The sequence below is a fragment of the Lentzea fradiae genome (assembly GCF_900100955.1).
Lineage (GTDB): Bacteria > Actinomycetota > Actinomycetes > Mycobacteriales > Pseudonocardiaceae > Lentzea > Lentzea fradiae.
Genome location: NZ_FNCC01000009.1, coordinates 329,879 through 348,069 on the forward strand (window position 1 = coordinate 329,879; position 18,191 = coordinate 348,069).

The 18,191-nt window shown below is 69.7% G+C and carries 17 protein-coding genes; 10 read left to right on the forward strand and 7 right to left on the reverse strand.

Translation table 11 applies throughout. The features are described from left to right. Nucleotides 1–76: 76 nt before the first annotated feature. The 6 genes from BLT23_RS23025 (at nt 77) to BLT23_RS23050 (ending at nt 5,950) form a co-directional block, all read left to right on the forward strand. Nucleotides 77–1,042 carry an ABC transporter substrate-binding protein gene (locus BLT23_RS23025; RefSeq protein ID WP_090051897.1) on the forward strand — a complete coding sequence of 322 codons (966 nt, stop codon included), beginning with the start codon at nt 77–79 and terminating at the stop codon, nt 1,040–1,042. Between the two features lie 95 nt (nt 1,043–1,137). Beyond that, complete coding sequence (locus tag BLT23_RS23030; protein ID WP_090051898.1) at nt 1,138–2,673, forward strand: sugar ABC transporter ATP-binding protein; 1,536 nt, start codon at nt 1,138–1,140, stop codon at nt 2,671–2,673. Between the two features lie 31 nt (nt 2,674–2,704). Further along, entirely contained in the window at nt 2,705–3,688 is a 984-nt protein-coding gene (locus tag BLT23_RS23035; protein WP_090051899.1) for an ABC transporter permease, read from the forward strand. After that, nucleotides 3,685–4,647: a galactofuranose ABC transporter, permease protein YjfF gene (gene yjfF / locus BLT23_RS23040; protein ID WP_090051900.1), complete on the forward strand. Its 963-nt coding sequence runs from the start codon at nt 3,685–3,687 to the stop codon at nt 4,645–4,647. Before BLT23_RS23035 ends, yjfF begins: the two co-directional genes overlap by 4 nt. Then, nucleotides 4,644–5,480: an expansin EXLX1 family cellulose-binding protein gene (locus tag BLT23_RS23045; protein WP_090051901.1), complete on the forward strand. Its 837-nt coding sequence runs from the start codon at nt 4,644–4,646 to the stop codon at nt 5,478–5,480. The genes yjfF and BLT23_RS23045 overlap by 4 nt, the downstream gene beginning before the upstream one ends. Before the next feature lie 44 nt (nt 5,481–5,524). Beyond that, a complete protein-coding gene (locus BLT23_RS23050) occupies nt 5,525–5,950 on the forward strand; it encodes a nitroreductase family deazaflavin-dependent oxidoreductase (RefSeq protein ID WP_090052129.1) in 426 nt (141 codons plus the stop codon). Nucleotides 5,951–5,969: 19 nt separating this feature from the next. On the opposite strand, the gene BLT23_RS23055 is transcribed toward BLT23_RS23050, so the two are convergent. The 5 genes from BLT23_RS23055 to BLT23_RS23075 all read right to left on the reverse strand — a co-directional run bounded on the left by BLT23_RS23055 (nt 5,970) and on the right by BLT23_RS23075 (nt 11,290). Beyond that, on the reverse strand, nt 5,970–7,064 hold the full coding sequence (locus BLT23_RS23055; RefSeq protein WP_245744105.1) for an SGNH/GDSL hydrolase family protein: 1,095 nt from the start codon (nt 7,062–7,064) through the stop codon (nt 5,970–5,972). A 102-nt stretch (nt 7,065–7,166) separates the two neighbouring features. Continuing rightward, nucleotides 7,167–8,207, reverse strand: coding sequence for an endo-1,4-beta-xylanase (locus BLT23_RS23060; protein WP_245744106.1), 1,041 nt, complete (start codon nt 8,205–8,207; stop codon nt 7,167–7,169). 20 nt (nt 8,208–8,227) lie between these two features. Then, nucleotides 8,228–9,043, reverse strand: coding sequence for a carbohydrate ABC transporter permease (locus tag BLT23_RS23065; protein ID WP_090051903.1), 816 nt, complete (start codon nt 9,041–9,043; stop codon nt 8,228–8,230). A 1-nt stretch (nt 9,044) separates the two neighbouring features. Next, complete coding sequence (locus tag BLT23_RS23070) at nt 9,045–10,016, reverse strand: carbohydrate ABC transporter permease (RefSeq protein WP_090051904.1); 972 nt, start codon at nt 10,014–10,016, stop codon at nt 9,045–9,047. Beyond that, nucleotides 10,016–11,290 carry an extracellular solute-binding protein gene (locus BLT23_RS23075; RefSeq protein ID WP_090051905.1) on the reverse strand — a complete coding sequence of 425 codons (1,275 nt, stop codon included), beginning with the start codon at nt 11,288–11,290 and terminating at the stop codon, nt 10,016–10,018. Before BLT23_RS23075 ends, BLT23_RS23070 begins: the two co-directional genes overlap by 1 nt. Nucleotides 11,291–11,412: 122 nt before the next feature. On the opposite strand from BLT23_RS23075, the gene BLT23_RS23080 reads away from it, so the two are divergent. The 3 genes from BLT23_RS23080 to BLT23_RS23090 all read left to right on the forward strand — a co-directional run bounded on the left by BLT23_RS23080 (nt 11,413) and on the right by BLT23_RS23090 (nt 15,816). After that, complete coding sequence (locus BLT23_RS23080) at nt 11,413–12,426, forward strand: LacI family DNA-binding transcriptional regulator (protein WP_090051906.1); 1,014 nt, start codon at nt 11,413–11,415, stop codon at nt 12,424–12,426. Between the two features lie 10 nt (nt 12,427–12,436). Then, complete coding sequence (locus BLT23_RS23085) at nt 12,437–14,734, forward strand: beta-xylosidase/alpha-l-arabinosidase (RefSeq protein WP_090051907.1); 2,298 nt, start codon at nt 12,437–12,439, stop codon at nt 14,732–14,734. An 83-nt stretch (nt 14,735–14,817) separates the two neighbouring features. Continuing rightward, nucleotides 14,818–15,816: a TerC family protein gene (locus tag BLT23_RS23090; protein WP_090051908.1), complete on the forward strand. Its 999-nt coding sequence runs from the start codon at nt 14,818–14,820 to the stop codon at nt 15,814–15,816. Here the strand turns inward: BLT23_RS23090 and BLT23_RS23095 are convergent. Continuing rightward, nucleotides 15,740–16,591 carry a serine/threonine-protein kinase gene (locus BLT23_RS23095; protein WP_176946882.1) on the reverse strand — a complete coding sequence of 284 codons (852 nt, stop codon included), beginning with the start codon at nt 16,589–16,591 and terminating at the stop codon, nt 15,740–15,742. The genes BLT23_RS23090 and BLT23_RS23095 overlap by 77 nt on opposite strands. A 163-nt stretch (nt 16,592–16,754) precedes the next feature. Between BLT23_RS23095 and BLT23_RS40900 the strand changes: the two genes are divergently transcribed. Continuing rightward, nucleotides 16,755–17,123 (forward strand): hypothetical protein, encoded by a 369-nt coding sequence (locus BLT23_RS40900; RefSeq protein ID WP_176946883.1) that lies wholly within the window; start codon nt 16,755–16,757, stop codon nt 17,121–17,123. Between the two features lie 42 nt (nt 17,124–17,165). On the opposite strand, the gene BLT23_RS23105 is transcribed toward BLT23_RS40900, so the two are convergent. Continuing rightward, on the reverse strand, nt 17,166–18,179 hold the full coding sequence (locus tag BLT23_RS23105) for a LacI family DNA-binding transcriptional regulator (protein WP_245744107.1): 1,014 nt from the start codon (nt 18,177–18,179) through the stop codon (nt 17,166–17,168). Nucleotides 18,180–18,191 lie beyond the last annotated feature (12 nt).

The window sequence follows — 18,191 nt, forward strand, 5'->3', positions numbered from 1 at the left end:
GTTCACTCTTGGCAGCCTGACACCGCGGACACGCGGTCTAGCTCCGCGACAAAGCCGTCACCCCGGAGGAATCCCAGTGCTGAAGAAGATCACGACAGCCGTCAGCGTGGTCCTGCTGAGCGCGCTCACGGCCTGTGGCTCGGGAGGTGGTGGGGGCACCGGCTCGTCCGGCGACACCATCACGATGGGCTTCGCCCAGGTCGGTGCCGAGAGCGGCTGGCGCACCGCCAACACCAAGTCCATCCAGGACGAGGCGAAGGCCGCCGGCATCGACCTCAAGTTCTCCGACGCCCAGCAGAAGCAGGAGAACCAGATCAAGGCGATCCGCTCCTACATCCAGCAGAAGGTGTCGGTGATCGCGTTCAGCCCCGTCGTGGAGACGGGCTGGGACACCGTGCTGCTGGAAGCCAAGCGCGCGAACATCCCGGTCATCCTCACCGACAGGTCGATCGACTCGGACGACACCTCGCTGTACAAGACGTTCCTCGGCTCGGACTTCGTCGAGGAGGGCCGCAGGGCGGGCGACTGGCTCGTGGCCAACGTGAACGGCCCGACGAACGTGGTGGAGCTGCAGGGCACCACCGGCGCCGCGCCGGCGATCGACCGCAAGAAGGGCTTCGAGGAGAAGATCGCCGCCAAGCCCGACATCAAGGTCGTGGCGTCGCAGACCGGTGACTTCACGCGGTCCGGCGGCAAGCAGGTCATGGAGGCGTTCCTCAAGTCCCAGCCGCAGATCGACGTCGTCTACGCGCACAACGACGACATGGGCCTCGGCGCCATCGAGGCGATCAAGGCCGCGGGCAAGGTGCCCGGCAAGGACATCAAGATCATCACCGTGGACGCGGTGAAGGACGGCATGACCGCGCTGGCCAACGGCGAGATCAACTTCATCGTCGAGTGCAACCCGTTGCTGGGCAAGCAGCTGATGGAGCTCGCGAAGAAGGTCGTCGCGGGCGAGGAGGTGCCGGCGCGGGTCGTCACCGAGGAGGGCACCTTCACCCAGGAGCAGGCCAAGGAAGCGCTCCCGAACCGCCAGTACTGACGCCGGGGCTGGACACCGCTCGGCCCTGAAGACACCGTGGGACCGTCACCTGCGCCGGTGACGGTCCCACGGCCCAGCGACGAAAGCCAGAGCACATGACCGAGTCACCGCCGCCTGTCGTCGAGATGCGGGGCATCAGCCTCGCGTTTCCCGGCGTGAAGGCGTTGCAGGACGTCGACTTCCGGCTGTTCCCCGGCGAGGTGCACGCCCTCATGGGCGAGAACGGCGCCGGGAAGTCCACCCTGATCAAGACGCTGACCGGCGTGCACCGCCCGGACAGCGGCCAGGTCTCGCTGGCGGGCGAGGACGTGGCGTTCTCCTCCCCCGGCGAGGCCCAGCAGGCCGGGATCAGCACGGTCTACCAGGAGGTCAACCTCTGCGCGAACCTCTCGGTCGCGGAGAACATCCTGCTCGGCCGTGAGCCTCGGAAGCTGGGCGGCATCGACTTCCCGGCGATGCGCACGCGCGCGGCCGAGGTGCTCGCGCGCATCGGCGTGCACATCGACCCTGGGTCGAGCCTCGGCGAGCACCCGATCGCCGTGCAGCAGCTGGTCGCCATCGCCAGGGCCATCGCGGTCGACTGCCGCGTGCTGGTGCTCGACGAGCCGACGTCGAGCCTCGACGCGGGCGAGGTCGCCGAGCTGTTCCGGATCATGCGGGTGCTGCGCGACGAGGGTGTCGCGATCCTGTTCGTGTCGCACTTCCTCGACCAGGTCTACGAGATCTCCGACCGGATGACGGTGCTGCGCAACGGGGCGCTCGTCGGTGAGCACCTCACCGCGGACGTCGACCGGCGCACGCTCATCGCGCAGATGATCGGCCGCGACCTCGGCGCGCTGGAGGCGATCGAGGACGCGGCGGAGAAGCACCAGGTCGAGGGACCCGTGCTCGTGCGGGCCGAGGGCCTGGGCAAGCGCGGCGCCATCGAGCCGTTCGACCTGGACATCCGCTCGGGCGAGGTGGTCGGGCTGGCCGGGTTGCTCGGCTCCGGCCGCACCGAGCTCGCCCGGCTGCTCTTCGGCGCGGACCGCGCGGACTCCGGAACCCTGCTGGTGGACGGGAAGCCGGTGAAGCTGCGCGGGCCTCGGTCGGCCATCGCGGCGGGCATCGCGTTCAGCTCCGAGGACCGCAAGGGCGAGGGCCTCGTCGCGGACCTCTCGATCCGCGACAACCTGGTGCTCGCGATGCAGGCGGCCCGTGGCTGGACCCGCCCGCTGCCGCGCAGGACGAAGGACCAGCTCGTCGAGAAGTACCTGAAGGCGCTGGACATCCGGCCGGCCAACCCGGACGCGCTGGTGCGCACCCTGTCCGGCGGCAACCAGCAGAAGGTGCTGCTGGCGCGGTGGCTCGTCACCGAGCCGCGGCTGCTGATCCTCGACGAGCCCACCCGCGGCATCGACATCGGCGCCAAGGCCCAGATCCAGCAGCTCGTCACGACGCTGGCCGCCGAGGGCACCGCCGTGCTGTTCATCTCGGCGGAGCTGGAGGAGGTCGTGCGCATCGCGGACCGGATCGTCGTGCTGCGCGACCGCCGCAAGATCGCCGAGCTGGACGGCTCGACCGGCGTGGACGAGGTGGTCGAGCTCATCGCGGGCGGGGCCGCCCCCGAACCGGAGAAGGTGGTGTCGTGAGGACCCCGACCGCACCGCAGGAGGTGGCCCGATGAAGAACCGGCTGCTCTGGCCGCTCCTGGCCCTCGTGGCCCTGCTGCTGCTCAACCTGGTCGTCACCCCGTCGTTCTTCTCCTTGCGGGTGCAGGACGGCCACCTCTACGGCGGCCTGGTCGACGTCCTCAAGAACGGCGCGCCGACCCTGCTGATCGCCCTCGGCATGACGCTGGTCATCGCCACCAGGGGCATCGACCTGTCGGTCGGCGCGGTGGCCGCCATCGCGGGCGCCGTCGCGTGCGTCCACATCGGAACCTCCGACAGCGCGGGAACGGCCATCGTGGGCATGGTGCTCGCGCTGGCGCTCTGCGCGCTGCTGGGGCTGTGGAACGGGTTCCTGGTGGCGGGCCTGGGCATCCAGCCCATCATCGCCACCCTGGTGCTGATGACAGCGGGCCGCGGTGTCGCCATGCTGGTGACCGAGGGCCAGATCGTCACGGTCAACAACACCGCCTACAAGCAGGTCGGCGCCGGGTTCGTGGTCCTGCCGACCGCGATCCTGATCGCCCTGCTGGTGCTGGGCGTCGTCGCGTTCGTGACGCGGCGGACCGCGCTGGGCATGCTGATCGAGGCCGTCGGCGTGAACCCGGAGGCGTCCCGGCTCGCCGGGGTGCGCTCCCGCACGATCATCTGGACCGTCTACGTGTTCGCCGCCGTGTGCGCGGGCATCGCCGGGCTGATGATCAGCTCGAACGTGAGCGCCGCCGACGCCAACAACGCCGGGCTGTGGATCGAGATGGACGCCATCCTCGCCGTCGTCATCGGCGGCACGTCGCTCGCGGGCGGGCGGTACTCGCTCACCGGGACGCTGCTCGGCGCCCTGATCATCCAGACCCTCACCACCACCGTCTACACGATCGGCGTCGCACCGGAGGTGACGCTCGTCTTCAAGGCGGTCGTCGTCATCGCCGTGTGCCTGGTGCAGGCGCCGAAGGCCCGTGCGGCACTGAGCTTCCGGAAGGTGGCCGTCCCGTCATGACCGCTCTCTCCCAGCGGGTGCCGTCGCGGTTCCTGCCCGTCATCGCGACCGTCGTGCTGTTCGTCCTCGCCTTCGGCGCCGGGTCGGCGCGCTACGACGGCTTCGCGTCCGGCCAGGTGATCGCGAACCTGTTCATCGACAACGCCTTCCTCATCGTGCTCGCCGCGGGCATGACGTTCGTGATCCTCAGCGGCGGCATCGACCTGTCCGTCGGCTCCGTCGTCGCGCTGTCCACGATGGTCACCGCCGCCGGGCTGCGCGCGGGCTGGCCGGTGCCGCTGGTGGTGCTGGCGGTGCTGCTCATCGGCTCCACGCTCGGGCTGCTGATGGGGATCGTGATCCACAAGTTCGACATCCAGCCGTTCATCGTGACGCTGGCGGGCATGTTCCTGGCCCGCGGCCTGTGCTTCCTGATCAGCGTCGAGTCGGTGTCGATCAAGAACAGCACGTTCCGCGACGTCGCCACGGCCGCGATCGAGCTGCCCGGCGGCGTCACGATCACCTACAACGTGGTGATCGCACTGGTCGTCGTCGCCGTCGCGGTGTACGTCCTGCACCGCACCCGCTTCGGCCGCACCGTCTACGCCGTCGGCGGCAACGAGTCGTCCGCGCTGCTGATGGGCCTGCCCACCGCACGCACGAAGGTCGGCGTCTACGTGATCAGCGGCTTCTGCTCGGCGTTGGCGGGCCTGCTGTTCAGCCTCTACATGCTGTCCGGCTACGGCCTGCACGCCGTCGGCATGGAGCTGGACGCCATCGCGGCCGTCGTGATCGGCGGAACGCTGCTGGCGGGTGGCGTCGGGTACGTGCTCGGCGGCGTCGTCGGCGTCCTCGTGCTCGGCACGATCCAGACGCTGATCTCGTTCCAGGGCACGCTCAGCTCGTGGTGGACGAAAATCGTGATCGGCGTCCTGCTGCTGGTGTTCATCGCCGTGCAGCGGACTATGGTTCGGCGGTGAGACGCACCGGTCCCCTCCTGTTCGTCCTGGTCGCACTCCTGGCGGTGCTCGGTGTGGCGGTGCTGCGCGACCCGCCGGGCGTCGCCGGCGCACCCGTGGCCGCCGCGTCGCCCGCTGCCGAGACGACCACCCCCGAGACGACCACCCCGGTCCCCACCACTCCACCGGTCACCACGACCACCACCACGCAGGCTCCTCCCCCGGCGCCGGTCGCGGCTCCTCTCGCCAGGAAGATCAAGCCCGGCGAGGAGCGGACCGGCGTCGCGACGTTCTACGACTCCGACGGCGGCGGCGCCTGCTCGTACGACCCCGGACCGGACCCGCTGACCGCGGCGATGAACGAGACCGACTACGACAACGCCGCCGCCTGCGGCGCGCACGTGCGGGTGGAGCACGGCGGCAAGAGCATCACCGTCCGGATCACCAACCTGTGCCCCGCGCCCTGCCGTCCCGGCCAGCTCGACCTGAGCGCGGAGGCGTTCGCGCAGCTCGCGGCGCCCGTCCAGGGCGAGGTCCCGATCACCTGGACGCTCGTGAGCCCGCAGACCTCCGAGAAGGTCGCGATCCGCTACAAGACCGGCTCCAGCCAGTGGTGGTGCGGCATCCAGGTGCTCGGCCACCGCAACCCAGTGGCACGGCTGGAGGTCCAGGCGGGCGGGCAGTGGCGGGAGCTGAACCGCGCCCAGTACAACTACTTCCTGTCCGAGTCGGGCGCGGGCTGCGGTGGCGCGCTGGCGGTCACCGACGTCTACGGCGAGAGGCTGGAACTGGGCGCGCTGCCCGTGCGGCCCGGCGTCGTCCAGCCCACGAACGGGCAGTTCACCGCCCGCTGACTCGCGGCGGAATCATCCCGGCGCGAGAATTGTTGATCGTGGACATGGGACAAGTGGAGCTCAGCCCCGCCGAGTGGGTGCAGAACCAGACGAAGAAGATCCTGGAGACCGGGACCACCGACAGCGTGGAGATCCTGGGCAGGAAGATCGTGCTCCTCACGGTCCGCGGCGCCAAGACCGGCAAGCTGCGCTACACCCCGGTGATGCGGGTGGAGCACGAGGGGAGCTACGCGGTCGTGGCGTCCAACGGCGGTGCGACCGAGCACCCGACCTGGTACCACAACATCAAGGCGCACCCGGAGATCCTGCTGCAGGACGGCACGGAGACGAAGACGTACGTCGCCCGCGAGTCCGAGGGCGACGAACGCGCCGCGTGGTGGGAGCGCGCCGTCGCCGCCTTCCCGAACTACGCCGAGTACCAGGAGAAGACCGACCGGCTCATCCCGTTGTTCGTGCTCGACCCGAAGTGACGTCCCGGGGCTGTCCCTCCTACCAGCGCAGGGACAGCCCCGCCAGGTAGTCGCCCAGCTTGGCCGCGATGAGCCGGTGGTCGCGGGCCGAGAAGTGCCAGTCGCACCCGAGCCGGTCGAGTGCCGGGTCGGCGTAGTTCCAGTAGTGGAGCCGTTGCTCGCCCAGCGCGACGCGGTCCCGCACGACCTGGCTCGCGGCCTCGGGGAACGCGCCCGACGCGTCCGGCACGCTCACGATGATCGTCGTCGCGGGGCCGTAGCGGGTGCGCAGCTTGTCGAGGAACCCGTGGTAGGCGGTCTTGTACTCGGCCACCAGGGTTTCCGGCGTCCACGGTTCGCCGGGTTTCACGGCGGTGGAGAAGTCGTTGGTGCCCAGGCCGACCACGACGACCCGCGGCCGCCAGGTGGGCGGTTTGCGCCAGACGTCGCCCTCGACGTGCAGCAACGCCCGGTCGTAGTAGTCGCGGTAGCTGGTGCCGGGGGTGTGGCCGTCGTAGTTGCGCACCATGCCCAGGCCGGAGAACCCGTTGATCTGGTAGTCGGCGTCCAGTGCCTTCGCGGTCAGCGCCCCGAAGCTCAGGTCGGTGTTGGTGTTGCGGGTGACGCCACCCGTGGCCGAGCAGTCGCGGCCGGTCGACATGTTGCCGTAGCCGGCGGTCAGGGAGTCTCCGATGAACTCGACCTGCCGGGTCCGCGGCCCTGGTTTGGGCAGCACCGCCCCACCGCTCGTGGCGACGAACCCGCCGAACTCGCCCGCGGCGTGCGGGCTTTCAGTCCGCTTGACCAGACGCACGCGATGGTCACCGTCGCTCAACCCCTCGACCCGGTAGGTGGTGCGGCCGGGAGCCACCAGTGTCGCGGTGGTGACGCCGTCGACCTGCACGTCGTAGTCGTTGGCGGCGTCGTTCAGCACGATCCCGACGCCGGTGCCGCGGAACCGCCCCTCGAAGTACACGCCGGGCCAGCTGTACTGCCCGGTGCTCGTGACGCGGCCGGCGGTGTGCGCCTTGCCGAGAGGACTGGCCGCCTGCTGTTCTGGAGCGGCGCACGCCGCCGTGGTGACCGCGAGGGTCGCCACGGCGGCGAGCACCACCGCTGTTCCGGTTCGATGCACCCGCAACCTCCGATGGTCCGCGGCGGGCGGCATCTCACCGTAGCGCGGTTGGGAAGCGGGTGACCGGGAGTGCCGCATTCTCCCGGCCACCCGCGGGCTTGGCTACTTCTTGCCGTACAGGCGGAAGTAGGCGGGCTTCGGCTTCAGGTTCTCGTCGAAGAGGCAGGCCGCGTCCTCACCGGGGAACACGTCGGGCACCCACGAGTGCCGGTCGGTGAAGCCCCAGGTGGTGAACTCGACGCACCGCTTGACCGCGTGGCAGGCGTCCCATACGTTCCCGAAGTAGTCCGCCTGCGCCTTGAGCTTCTCCGGCGTCACGGGCAACGGGATGCGCACGTCCATCTCGGTGATGGCGACGTCCACGCCGAGGTCCGCGAACCGCTTGATGTTCTCCTTCACGCCCTGCGGGAAGTCGTACATCAGCGACAGGTGACCCTGGATGCCGACGCCGTGGATCGGGACGCCCTTGCGCTTCAACGACTTCACCAGCTCGTACGTGGCGTCGCTCTTGGGGTTGAGCCCCTCGATGTTGTAGTCGTTGATGTAGAGCTTGGCCTTCGGGTCGGCGGCGTGGGCCAGGCGGAACGCGTCGGCGATGTAGTCGTCGCCGAGCTTCGTCTGGAACACCGTCTCCCGGCGCGTGCCGTCCTCGTTGAACGCCTCGTTGACGACGTCCCACGCCCTGATCTTACCGCGGTAGCGGCCGGCCTCGTCCGCGATGTGCTTGCGCACCACGGACTTCAGCTCCGCTGCCTCCAGGTCGGCGACCCAGTCGGGCAGCTGGCTGTGCCAGATCAGCGTGTGGCCCCTGATCGACTTGCCGGTCTTCTTGGCGTAGTCGACGATCGCGTCGGCACCGGACCAGTCGTACTGGCCGCGCACGGCCTCGACCGTGCCCCACTTCATCTCGTTCTCGGGCGTGACGCTGTCGAACTCGCGCGTCAGCACCTTCTTGTAGTCCGCCTCGGCGCTCAGGTGCTGGGCAGCCACCGCGCTGCCCACCCACCTGTTCGTCTTGCTGTGCAGCGGTCCACCGTGGTGCGGCGGTTCCGGGTGGTGGTGCCCCGGTCCCACCGCCGAGGCGGGGACGGCCTGGACGAGCATCACCACGGCGGCGATGCCTGCGGCTAATCGGGTTCGCACGATTTCACTCCCTTGTGAAGTCAGCCCTTGACCGAACCGGTGAGGCCACCGACCATGCGGCGTTCGGCGAGCACGAAGAACGTGAGCGCGGGAATCATGGACAACGCCGTGAAGGCCAGGACCTTCGCCGTGTCCTGCGTGTGTTCGGACTGGAACATCGCCACGCCCAGCGGCAGTGTGAAGTTCGTGGAGTCGTTGAACACGAGCAACGGCAGCAGGTAGAAGTTCCAGCTGGTGACGAACGCGAGCACGGACACCGTGATCAGCGCCGGCCGCGACAGGGGCAGCAGGATCCGCCAGAAGAAGCCGAGCTTCGCCGCTCCGTCGAGCAGCGCGGCGTCCTCCAGCTCGTTGGGGATCGCGTGCATGAACGGCCGCAGGATCACGATCGTCACCGGCAGCGAGAACGCCGCCTCCGGGATAGCGACGCCGAGCGGGTTCTCCAGCAGGTTCAGCTCGCGCAGCCACAGGTACAGCGGCAAGGTGGCCACGCCGAGCGGGAACAGCAGTCCGAGCGTGAAGAGCGTGTAGAACCCCTCACGGCCGCGGAACCGGTAGCGGGACAACGCGAACGCCGCCATCGAGCCGAGCACGACCGCGAGCGTCGTGGCGATCACCGCGATCAGCGCGCTGTTGCCGAGCAGGCGCCAGAACACCGGCGAGCCTGCCACTTCCGCGTAGTTGTCCCACACGAACGGCGCCGGCAAGCCGGCAGGTGACGAGTTGATCTGCGCCGTGGTGCGGAAACCGCCCAGCACGACGAAGAGCAGTGGCACCACCGTCATGCCCACGACCGCGAACGCGGCGAGATAACCGATGGCGTTACGACGTGACATCTCAGCGCACTCCCGTCAACGCGCCGTCCGTGTCGCGACGCAGAGCGAACCGCTGGTACAGCAACGCGAACAGGAAGCAGATGATGAACAGGATCACCGCGACGGCGCTGCCGAAACCGAACTCGTAGCGCTTGAAGCCGTGGTCGACGAGGTAGGTCGCCATCGTCGTCGACGCGTTGGCGGGACCGCCGAGCGTCATGATCCAGACCAGGTCGAACAGCTGCAACGACCCGATCACCGACAGGAAGACCCAGATCCGGATCGTCGGTCCCAGCAGGGGGAGCACGACGTGCCGGGTGGTCTGCCAGGCGCTCGCGCCGTCGAGCGCCGCGGCCTCGCGCAGCTCCGGGGGAACGCCCTGGAGACCGGCGAGCAGCAGGATGACACCGAAACCGATGTACTTCCACGTGATCACGAGGAACAGCGTGTAGAGCACGATGGACGGGTCGGCGAGCCAGAGCTGCACCAGGCCACCCAGGCCGATGCCGCGCAGGATCGAGTCGACGAAGCCGCCCGGCTGCAGCATCAGCAGCCAGATCACGGCGGTCACGGCCTCGGACAGCACGTACGGGGCGAAGACCACCATGCGCAGGAAGGTCCTGCCGCGGATCTTGCGGTTGAGCAGCATCGCGAGGCTGATGCTGAGCGGCAGCTGCACGACGATGGACAGCACCGCGATGATCAGGTTGTGCCCGATGGCGCCTTGGAAGACCTCACCGGACAAAGCGTCGACGTAGTTCTGGAACCCGACGAAGTCCGAGAGAGGACCGAAGCCGTTCCAGGAGTAGAGGCTGTAGTACGCCGCGACCCCGATGGGGATCAGGACGAACCCGGCGAACAGCACGAGTGCCGGGGTCAGCAGGAGGGCGAGCTCGAGGCGGGTGCGTGTTCGGGACCGCCGCCGGGTGCCCCCGGCCGCTGGCGCGTGCGGCACGGGGGCGGTCGGCGGCCGCGTGGTGATCGCGGCACTCATCACTTGTTCCCGGCAGCTGCTTCGCTGACCGACTTCACGATGGTGTCAGGGCCTCCCTGGCCCGCGAAGAAGTTCGCGATGGCGTCGTTCAACGCCTGGCCCACCTTCGTCGGGAACGCGGTGTCGAAGTAGAACTGGAGGTGCGACGCCTTGCTCATGTTCTCCGAGATCGTCTTGTGGGCCTCGCTCTTCAGCGCGGCCACGCCGGCCTCGGTCACCGGAAGACCGGATCCCGTCTCGGCCAGGATCTTCTGCACCTCGTCGCTGACGAGGTGGCCGAGGAACTCCGAGCACGCCTGGGCGGCACGCGTGGTGCAGGAGAACCCGTCACCACCGCCGAGCAGCACGGTCGGGTCGCCCTCTCCACCGGTCACGGCGGGGAAGGGGAACCAGCCGAGCTTCGAGTCCAGGTCCTTGTCCTCGGTGAGGGCGCGCATCACGTCGGGGTTCCAGTCGCCCTGGAGCTCCATCGCCGCCTGACCGTTGGCGAGGAGACCGGCCGAGCTGCCCGCGCCCTGCTGGGCGGGGGTGCCGACGAAGCCGTCCTGGAACGGCTTGGTGTCGAGGAACGCCTTGAGGTTCTCGCCCGCCTTGGTGAAGCACGGGTCGGTGAGCTCGGTCTTCTCGACCGCCTTCTTCAGCGTGTCGACCGAGCACTGGCGCACCGCGAAGTAACCCCAGTAGAACGCGTCCGGCCAGCGGTCCTTGCCGCCGATCGCGATCGGGGTGACGCCGGTGCCCTTCAGCTTCGTCACCGCGGCGTTCAGCTCTTCCACGGTGCTCGGCGGCGTCGTGATGCCGGCGGCGGCGAACAGGTCCTTGCGGTACCAGAACCCGACGGCGTGCATCAGGTACGGGACACCGAGCTGCTTGTCGCCGACCTTCCAGCCGTCGGCGTACTTGCCGACCGGGCCGATCCAGCCCTTGGAGGACTCGGTGATGTCGGCGATCTTGCCGGACTTCATCTGGTCGGCGAGCTGGCCGCCGCCCCACTGCTGGAAGATGTCCGGCGGGGTGTTGCCCTGCAGAGCCAGGGGCACCTTGGTCTGGAACTGCTCGTTCTGGAGCGGTTCGATGTTGAACGAAGTGTTCGGGTGGGTCTTGGTGAAGCCGTCCGCGACTTCCTGCCACTTCGACTTCATCGGTTCGGTGGTTCGGTTGTGCCACCACGTGAGCGTGACGGGACCTTCGGTGGAGGCGTCTCCGCCACCACCGCACCCAGCCAGCACGAATGCCGCGGCGGCGAAGAGGGCAAGGGGCTTGTTGGAACGCATGGGAGGTCCACTCCTGACGACGTCGGCCGAGTTGGACTGCGTGTGTTGGGGCCAGAGACTCTCAGCAGGTCGGCCTCGTGTCAATCGTTGTCGATAACGTTTTACACCGCTAGCCTGACCCCGTGCCCCCTCGCCAACGCGTCACCATCCGAGACGTCGCCGCTCAAGCCGGCGTCTCGGTAGCCACCGTGTCCAAGGTCCTCAACCAGCGGTACGGCGTCTCCGCGGACACGTTCGCGCGGGTCACGGCCGTGATCAAGGAAATGGGCTACGAGGCGAGCCTCGTGGCCCAGAGCCTGCGCAACCACCGCACGAACGTCATCGGGATCCTCGTCGCCGACATCGAGCCGTTCAGCACCGAACTGCTCAAAGGCGCGGCGGACGCCATCCGCGGCACCGGTTTCGAGCTCGTCGTCTACTCGGCGGGCGGGCGGATCGGCGACCCGCAGGGCTGGGAGCACCGGTACCTGACGCGGCTGAGCGGCACGCTCGTGGACGGCGCCGTCCTGGTGACGCCCGCGGTCGACCTGGAAGGCATCCCGGGAACCCCGGTCGTCGCGGTCGACCCGCACACCGGGCGCGCGGCGCTGCCGACCATCGACTCGGACAACCTGCACGGCGGACGGCTCGCGACCGAGCACCTGCTCGCGCTGGGCCACCGCCGGATCGCGCTGATCACCGGCCGCGAGGACCTGAAGTCCGCGCAGCAACGCGAGACCGGCTACCGCGGCGCGCTCGCCAGCGCCGGTCTGCCGGTGGACGAGAACCTGGTCAGGCGTGGTGACTACGAGGCAGACATAGCGGCCGAGTCGGCCCGCAGGCTGCTGCGCGAACCCGACCGTCCCACGGCCGTGTTCGCCGCCAACGACATCACCGCCATCGCTGTCATCCAGGCCGCGCAGGAGCTCGGGCTCCGCGTGCCGGAGGACCTCGCGGTGGTCGGTTTCGACAACATCCCCGAGTCCGCGCTGTGCACACCGCCGCTCACGACGGTGCAGCAGCCGATACGCGAAATGGGCCACCGGGCCGTCGAGCTGCTGGTGCGGCTCATCAACGGCGACGAGCCCACCGACACCCACATCACTCTCAGCACCGAGCTGGTCGTCCGGCAGTCGACCCGCCCACTGACCCCGTGAGGTCGTTCCTGTGACAACAGAAGCAACCACGCCGGACGAGTTCTGGCGCAACCCCCACGCTCCCGTGGCAGACCGCGTGCGCGACCTGATCGCACGCATGACGCCGCAGGAGAAGATCGCGCAGCTGCAAGGCATCTGGGTCGGCATCGACGCCGCCGGCGAGATGGCTCCGCACCAGCACGAGTTCGCCGTGGCACCGCAGGACTTCGACAAGCTGACCGCCAACGGGATCGGTCAGCTCACCAGGGTCTTCGGCACGCGGCCGGTCGCGCCGGAGGTGGGCGTGCACACGCTCGCCCGCACGCAGCGGCAGGTCATCGAGTCGAGCCGCTTCGGCATCCCCGCGGTGGTGCACGAGGAGTGCCTCACCGGCCTGGCCGCGTGGCAGGCCACGGTGTTCCCTGCTCCGTTGTCGTGGGGTGCCACCTTCGACCCGGACCTGGTGCGGCGGATGGCCGCGAAGATCGGTGAGTCGATGCGCCGCATCGGCATCCACCAGGGGCTCGCGCCCGTCCTCGACGTCGCGCGCGACCTGCGGTGGGGCCGGATCGAGGAGACCATCGGCGAGGACCCGCACCTGGTGGGCACGATCGCCTCCGCCTACGTCGCCGGCCTGGAGTCGGCGGGGATCGTCTCGACGCTCAAGCACTTCGCCGGCTACTCGGCCTCCCGCGCCGGCCGCAACCACGCGCCGGTGTCGATCGGCCCGCGCGAGCTGGCGGACGTGATCCTGCCGCCGTTCGAGATGGCGCTGAAGGCGGGCGCCCGTTCGGTGATGAACTCCTACGCCGACAACGATGGCGTGCCCGCCGCGTCCGACCCGACGCTGCTCACCACGAAGCTCCGCGAGGAGTACGGCTTCACCGGGACCGTGGTCGCCGACTACTTCTCGGTGGCGTTCCTGCACAAGCTGCACGGCGTGGCCGCCGACCGGGAGGACGCCGCGCGGCTCGCCCTGACGGCGGGCATCGACGTCGAGCTGCCCACCGTGGACTGCTTCGGTGACCCGCTGCTGGAGGGCATCGACGCGGGCAGGGTCGACCTCGCGCTGATCGACAGGGCGCTCGAACGGGTGCTGGCGCAGAAGATCGAGCTGGGCCTGCTCGACCCCGGCTACTCGCCCGTCGGCGACGCCGGCGTGGACCTGGACGACGACGAGTCGCGCGCCATCGCCCGCGAGGTCGCCGAGAGCTCGATCGTGCTGCTGCAGAACGACGGCGTGCTGCCGTTGTCCGGCAAGCGCCTCGCGGTCATCGGGCCGCGCGCGGACGAGGCGGGCGCCATGATGGGCTGCTACTCGTTCCCGCTGCACGTCGGCGTGCACTACCCCGACGTCGAGATGGGCATCGAGGTCCCGACGGTGCTCGAGGCGCTGAGCGCGGACCACGAGGTCGTGTTCGCCCGCGGCTGCCCTGTCACCGGCGGCACCGACGACGAGATCGCCGAGGCCGTCCAGACCGCCCGGCAGGCCGACGTCGCCGTCCTGGTGCTCGGCGACCACGCGGGCCTGTTCGGCAGGGGCACGTCCGGCGAGGGCTGCGACGCCTCCGACCTGAACCTCCCCGGACGGCAGGAGGAGCTGCTCGAAGCCGTGCTGGGCACCGGCATGCCGGTGGTGCTGGTGCTGCTGTCGGGCCGTCCCTACGACCTGTCCCGGCAGGCCGACCGGCTCGCGGCCGTCGTGAGCGGCTTCTACGCCGGTGAGGAGGGCGCGGCGGCGATCGCGGGTGTCCTCAGTGGACGCGTGAACCCGTCCGGCAGGCTCCCGATCAGCTTCCCCGGCGCCGGCTCCACCCAGCCGTCGACCTACCTCACCGCCAAGCTCGGCACGCGCAGCGAGGTCAGCAACGTCGACCCGACGCCGCTGTACCCGTTCGGCCACGGCCTCTCCTACCACCCCGCCACCTGGACGACGGTGGGCAGCGAGGAGCGCGAGTGGCCGACCGACGGCGTCTGCCGCGTGCACGTGGTGCTGCGCAACGAGCTGGAGACCGCGACCACCGAGGTGGTGCAGCTCTACCTGCACGACCCGGTGGCGGAGGTCGCGAGGCCCGTCCGGCTGCTCGTCGGCGCGGTGAAGGTCCACCTGGAACCCGGCCAGACCCGTACGGTGACGGCCGAGCTGCACGCCGACCTGACCTCTTACACGGGACGGTCCGGCCGGCGCCAGGTGGACACCGGTGACGTGGAGCTGCACGTGGGCACGTCCAGCGCGAACATCCACACCGCGCTGCGGCTGACCCTGACCGGCGAGCGCCGCGAGGTCGGGTTCGACCGGGTGATGTCGCCGGTGTTCGAGATCCGGTGACGCGCCCGCGTCGTTGAACGGCAGGCACCTCCGCCGCCCGGTAACGTCCGCTCCGGACGGACCGGACGGCGGAGGGGTGCTTCGTGCTGGAGATCAGCGGACTCACGTGGGCGGGGACGATCGGGCTGATCGTCCTGCTGCTGGCGGTGGACCTCGTGCTCGCCGCCGTGCGGCCGCACCGGGTCGGGTTCCGCGAGGCCACGCTGTGGTCGGTGTTCTACATCCTCGTCGCCGTCGGGTTCGGCGTGTGGTTCGCGAGCGCGTACGGCGGCAGCGCGGGCACCGAGTACTTCGCCGGCTACATCGTCGAGAAGAGCCTCTCGGTCGACAACCTGTTCGTCTTCGTGATCATCATGACGACGTTCTCGGTGCCCGAGGAGCACCAGCACAAGGTGCTGACGTTCGGCATCGTGCTGGCCCTGATCATGCGCGGCATCTTCATCGCCGTCGGCGCCACGCTGCTGTCGTTGTTCTCGTTCATGTTCCTGGTGTTCGGACTGCTGCTCATCTTCACGGCCGTGCAGCTGTTCCGGCACCGCGACGAGGACCCGGACGTCGAGAACAACATCGTCGTGACGACCGCGCGCAAGCTCCTGCCCGTCAGCGAGGACTACGTCGGCGGCAAGATCTTCACCAAGATCGACGGCAAGCGGCTCGCGACGCCGCTGTTCGTGGTGCTGGTGGCGATCGGCGGCGTCGACCTGCTGTTCGCGCTCGACTCGATCCCCGCGGTGTTCGGCGTGACCGAGGAGCCGTTCATCGTGTTCGCCGCGAACGCGTTCGCGCTGCTGGGCCTGCGCGCGTTGTTCTTCCTCGTCAAGGGCCTGCTGGACCGGCTGGTCTACCTGTCCGTCGGCCTGTCGGTCATCCTGGCGTTCATCGGCGTGAAGCTGATCCTGCACTGGGCCCACGTCGACCTCTCGCCGAGCGTGCCCGAGGTGCCGACGCCGCTCAGCCTCGGCGTGATCGTGGTGATCCTGGTGGTCGTGACGGTGGCGAGCCTGGTCAAGACGCGCAACGACCCGTCTGCCAAGGCGCGCCCCGGTTCGCTGCGGGCATCGCGGAAACGCGAGCGCGACTGACCTGGGCGCGCGGCCTGCGGGGCTTCGGCGCGATGAGCGTCGGCGGCCCGAGCGCAGGCAGCGCGCGCACGCACTCCTGCGCGGTCGGACGGCGGGAGGCCGAGGGCGCGGTCATCGCCGCCAGCAGCCGCTGGAGGTCGAACGGCAGGTCGTCCGGCACCTCGGGGGTGGCCTGCGGACGTCCGGTGAGGCACTCCAGCAGCACCAGGCCGAGCGCGTAGACGTCGACCGCCGGGGTGATCTCCCCGCCGTGCGACTGCTCCGGCGCCTGGTAGGCGGCCGTGCCGAAGATCTGCCCCGCCAGCCGGAGACAGGCGCTGTCGGCGAGGTGGGCGAGCCCGAAGTCCGCGAGCCGCGGCGCGTTGTCGTCAGCCAGCAGCACCGTTGCGGGCCTGACCGCACAATGCACGAACCCGTGCGAGTGCACGTGCGCAAGCGCGTCAGCCAACGCCGCCCCAAGCCGCCGCACGTCGGCGACGTTGAGACTCCCCGCCGTGACGCGGTCGTGCAACGTGCGCCCCTCGACCCGTTCGAGCACCGCGTACGGCACCTCCGCGGCGGGGTCTGCGTCGAACACCCCGATCACCCCGGGGTGCGACAACCGCGCGAGCGCGCGGATCTCGTCGTGGACCCGGCGCGTGCCCGGCCGGAAGAACTTGATCGCGACGTCGCGGGCGAGCACGGTGTCCCTGCCACGGCGCACCTCGGCCCTGCCGCTCGCCGTCAGCAGCTCGCCGACCTCGTAGCGGCCGGCGAGGAGAGTTGTGTCCGGCATGGTCGAGGATTCCCCCCGGACGGGTGATCCAATCATGGCCCCTCGTAACGATTTCGCCTCGTGGCTGGTGTCGTTCTCGCGGCCGCATTCATTTCCGTCCACGAGAACGAGGTGAGAAATCGTGCGTGCGATTCCGGTGTTCGTGATGAGTGCCGTCGCGACAATGGCCTTCGCATTTCCGGCCTCGGCGGCGGCGATCGACGCTTCCGTCGCGCTGCAACCCCAGGCGAGGCTGGAGGCACGCGGCGCCGCCGTCACCGTGCCCATGCGCGTGATGTGCGCGAACGGCGCTTCCGGGTCGCTGTGGGTGCAGGTCACGCAGAACGTGCGGGGCGAGCTCGCGGTCGGCGACAGGTACGCGCCGAGCGTTCCGTGCAGCGGTCGGTTCCACAAGGTCGACGTGACCGTGGTGTCGCGCACGAAAGCGTTCCGGCCGGGGGTGGCTTTCACTTCCGCGACTTTGAACGTCTTCCTGGCGCCGGACGGTTCCGGCGTCGCGGAGGAGAACCGGGAAATGACGATCGTCCGGTAGCTCGTCCGGGTGGCTGAGCCGGATGGACCGGCTCAGCCGCTGTCAGGGCTGCCGCCGCACCGCCGTCGACGCGCGGACCACCAGCTCCGGCTGAAACTTCACGTGCCGGTGCTCGTGCCCGGGCTCGTTCTCCCCCAGCAACAACCGCGTCGCCGTCCGCCCGAGCTGTTCCCGAGGCTGCCGCACCGAGGTGAGCGGCACGGCGGCAGCCGCCGCGAACTCGATGTCGTCGTACCCCACCACGGCGAGGTCGTCCGGCACCCGCAGGCCCTGCTGCGTCATCGACTGCAACAACCCGAGCGCCAGCAGGTCGTTGGCGCAGAACGCCGCCGTGGGCCGACGCGACGAGGGCAGGCCGACGAGCCGCTCCCCCGCGTTGCGGCCCTCCCCCACCTGCAGGCCCCTGGTCTCCAGGAACGTCAGCGCGTCGGCGGGCAGTCCGGCGGCCTCCACCGCGCGCAGCGCGCCTTCGCGGCGGTCGCGCACCTGCTGGATCGACAGGGGGCCGCCGACCATCGCCATGCGGGTGTGGCCGTTCTCGATCAGGTGAGTGACGGCCAGTTCGCCGCCGAGCACGTCGTCCACGGCCACCGAGCAGCGCGTGCCGTCGGTCGCGCCGCGGTCGACCAGCACCACGGGTGTGCCGCGGTCGAGGAGCTGGGCGCTTTCGGCGTCCACCGGGGTGATGAGGATGCCCTCGACGCGTTGTTCGTGCAGGAGTTCGAGGTACTCGCGTTCGCGGTTGCCGTCGGAGGCGCTGTTGCACAGGAACAACGCCAAACCGGCGTCGCGGGCCGCGTCCTCCACGCCACGGGCCACGTCGGTGAAGAACGGGTTCGCGGCGTCGAGCACGACGTAGGCCAAGACGCGGCTGCGGCCCGCCCTGAGCTGGCGGGCGGACTCGTTGCGGACGAAGCCGAGCTCCTCGATCGCGGCCAGGACCCGCTGGCGGGTCGCGGGGGCGACCACGTCGGGGCGGTTCAGCACGTTCGAGACCGTCGCGTTCGACACGCCGGCGTGCTGCGCGACGTCGCGGATGCCCACTGACGGCTTCACGGCGGCTCCTTT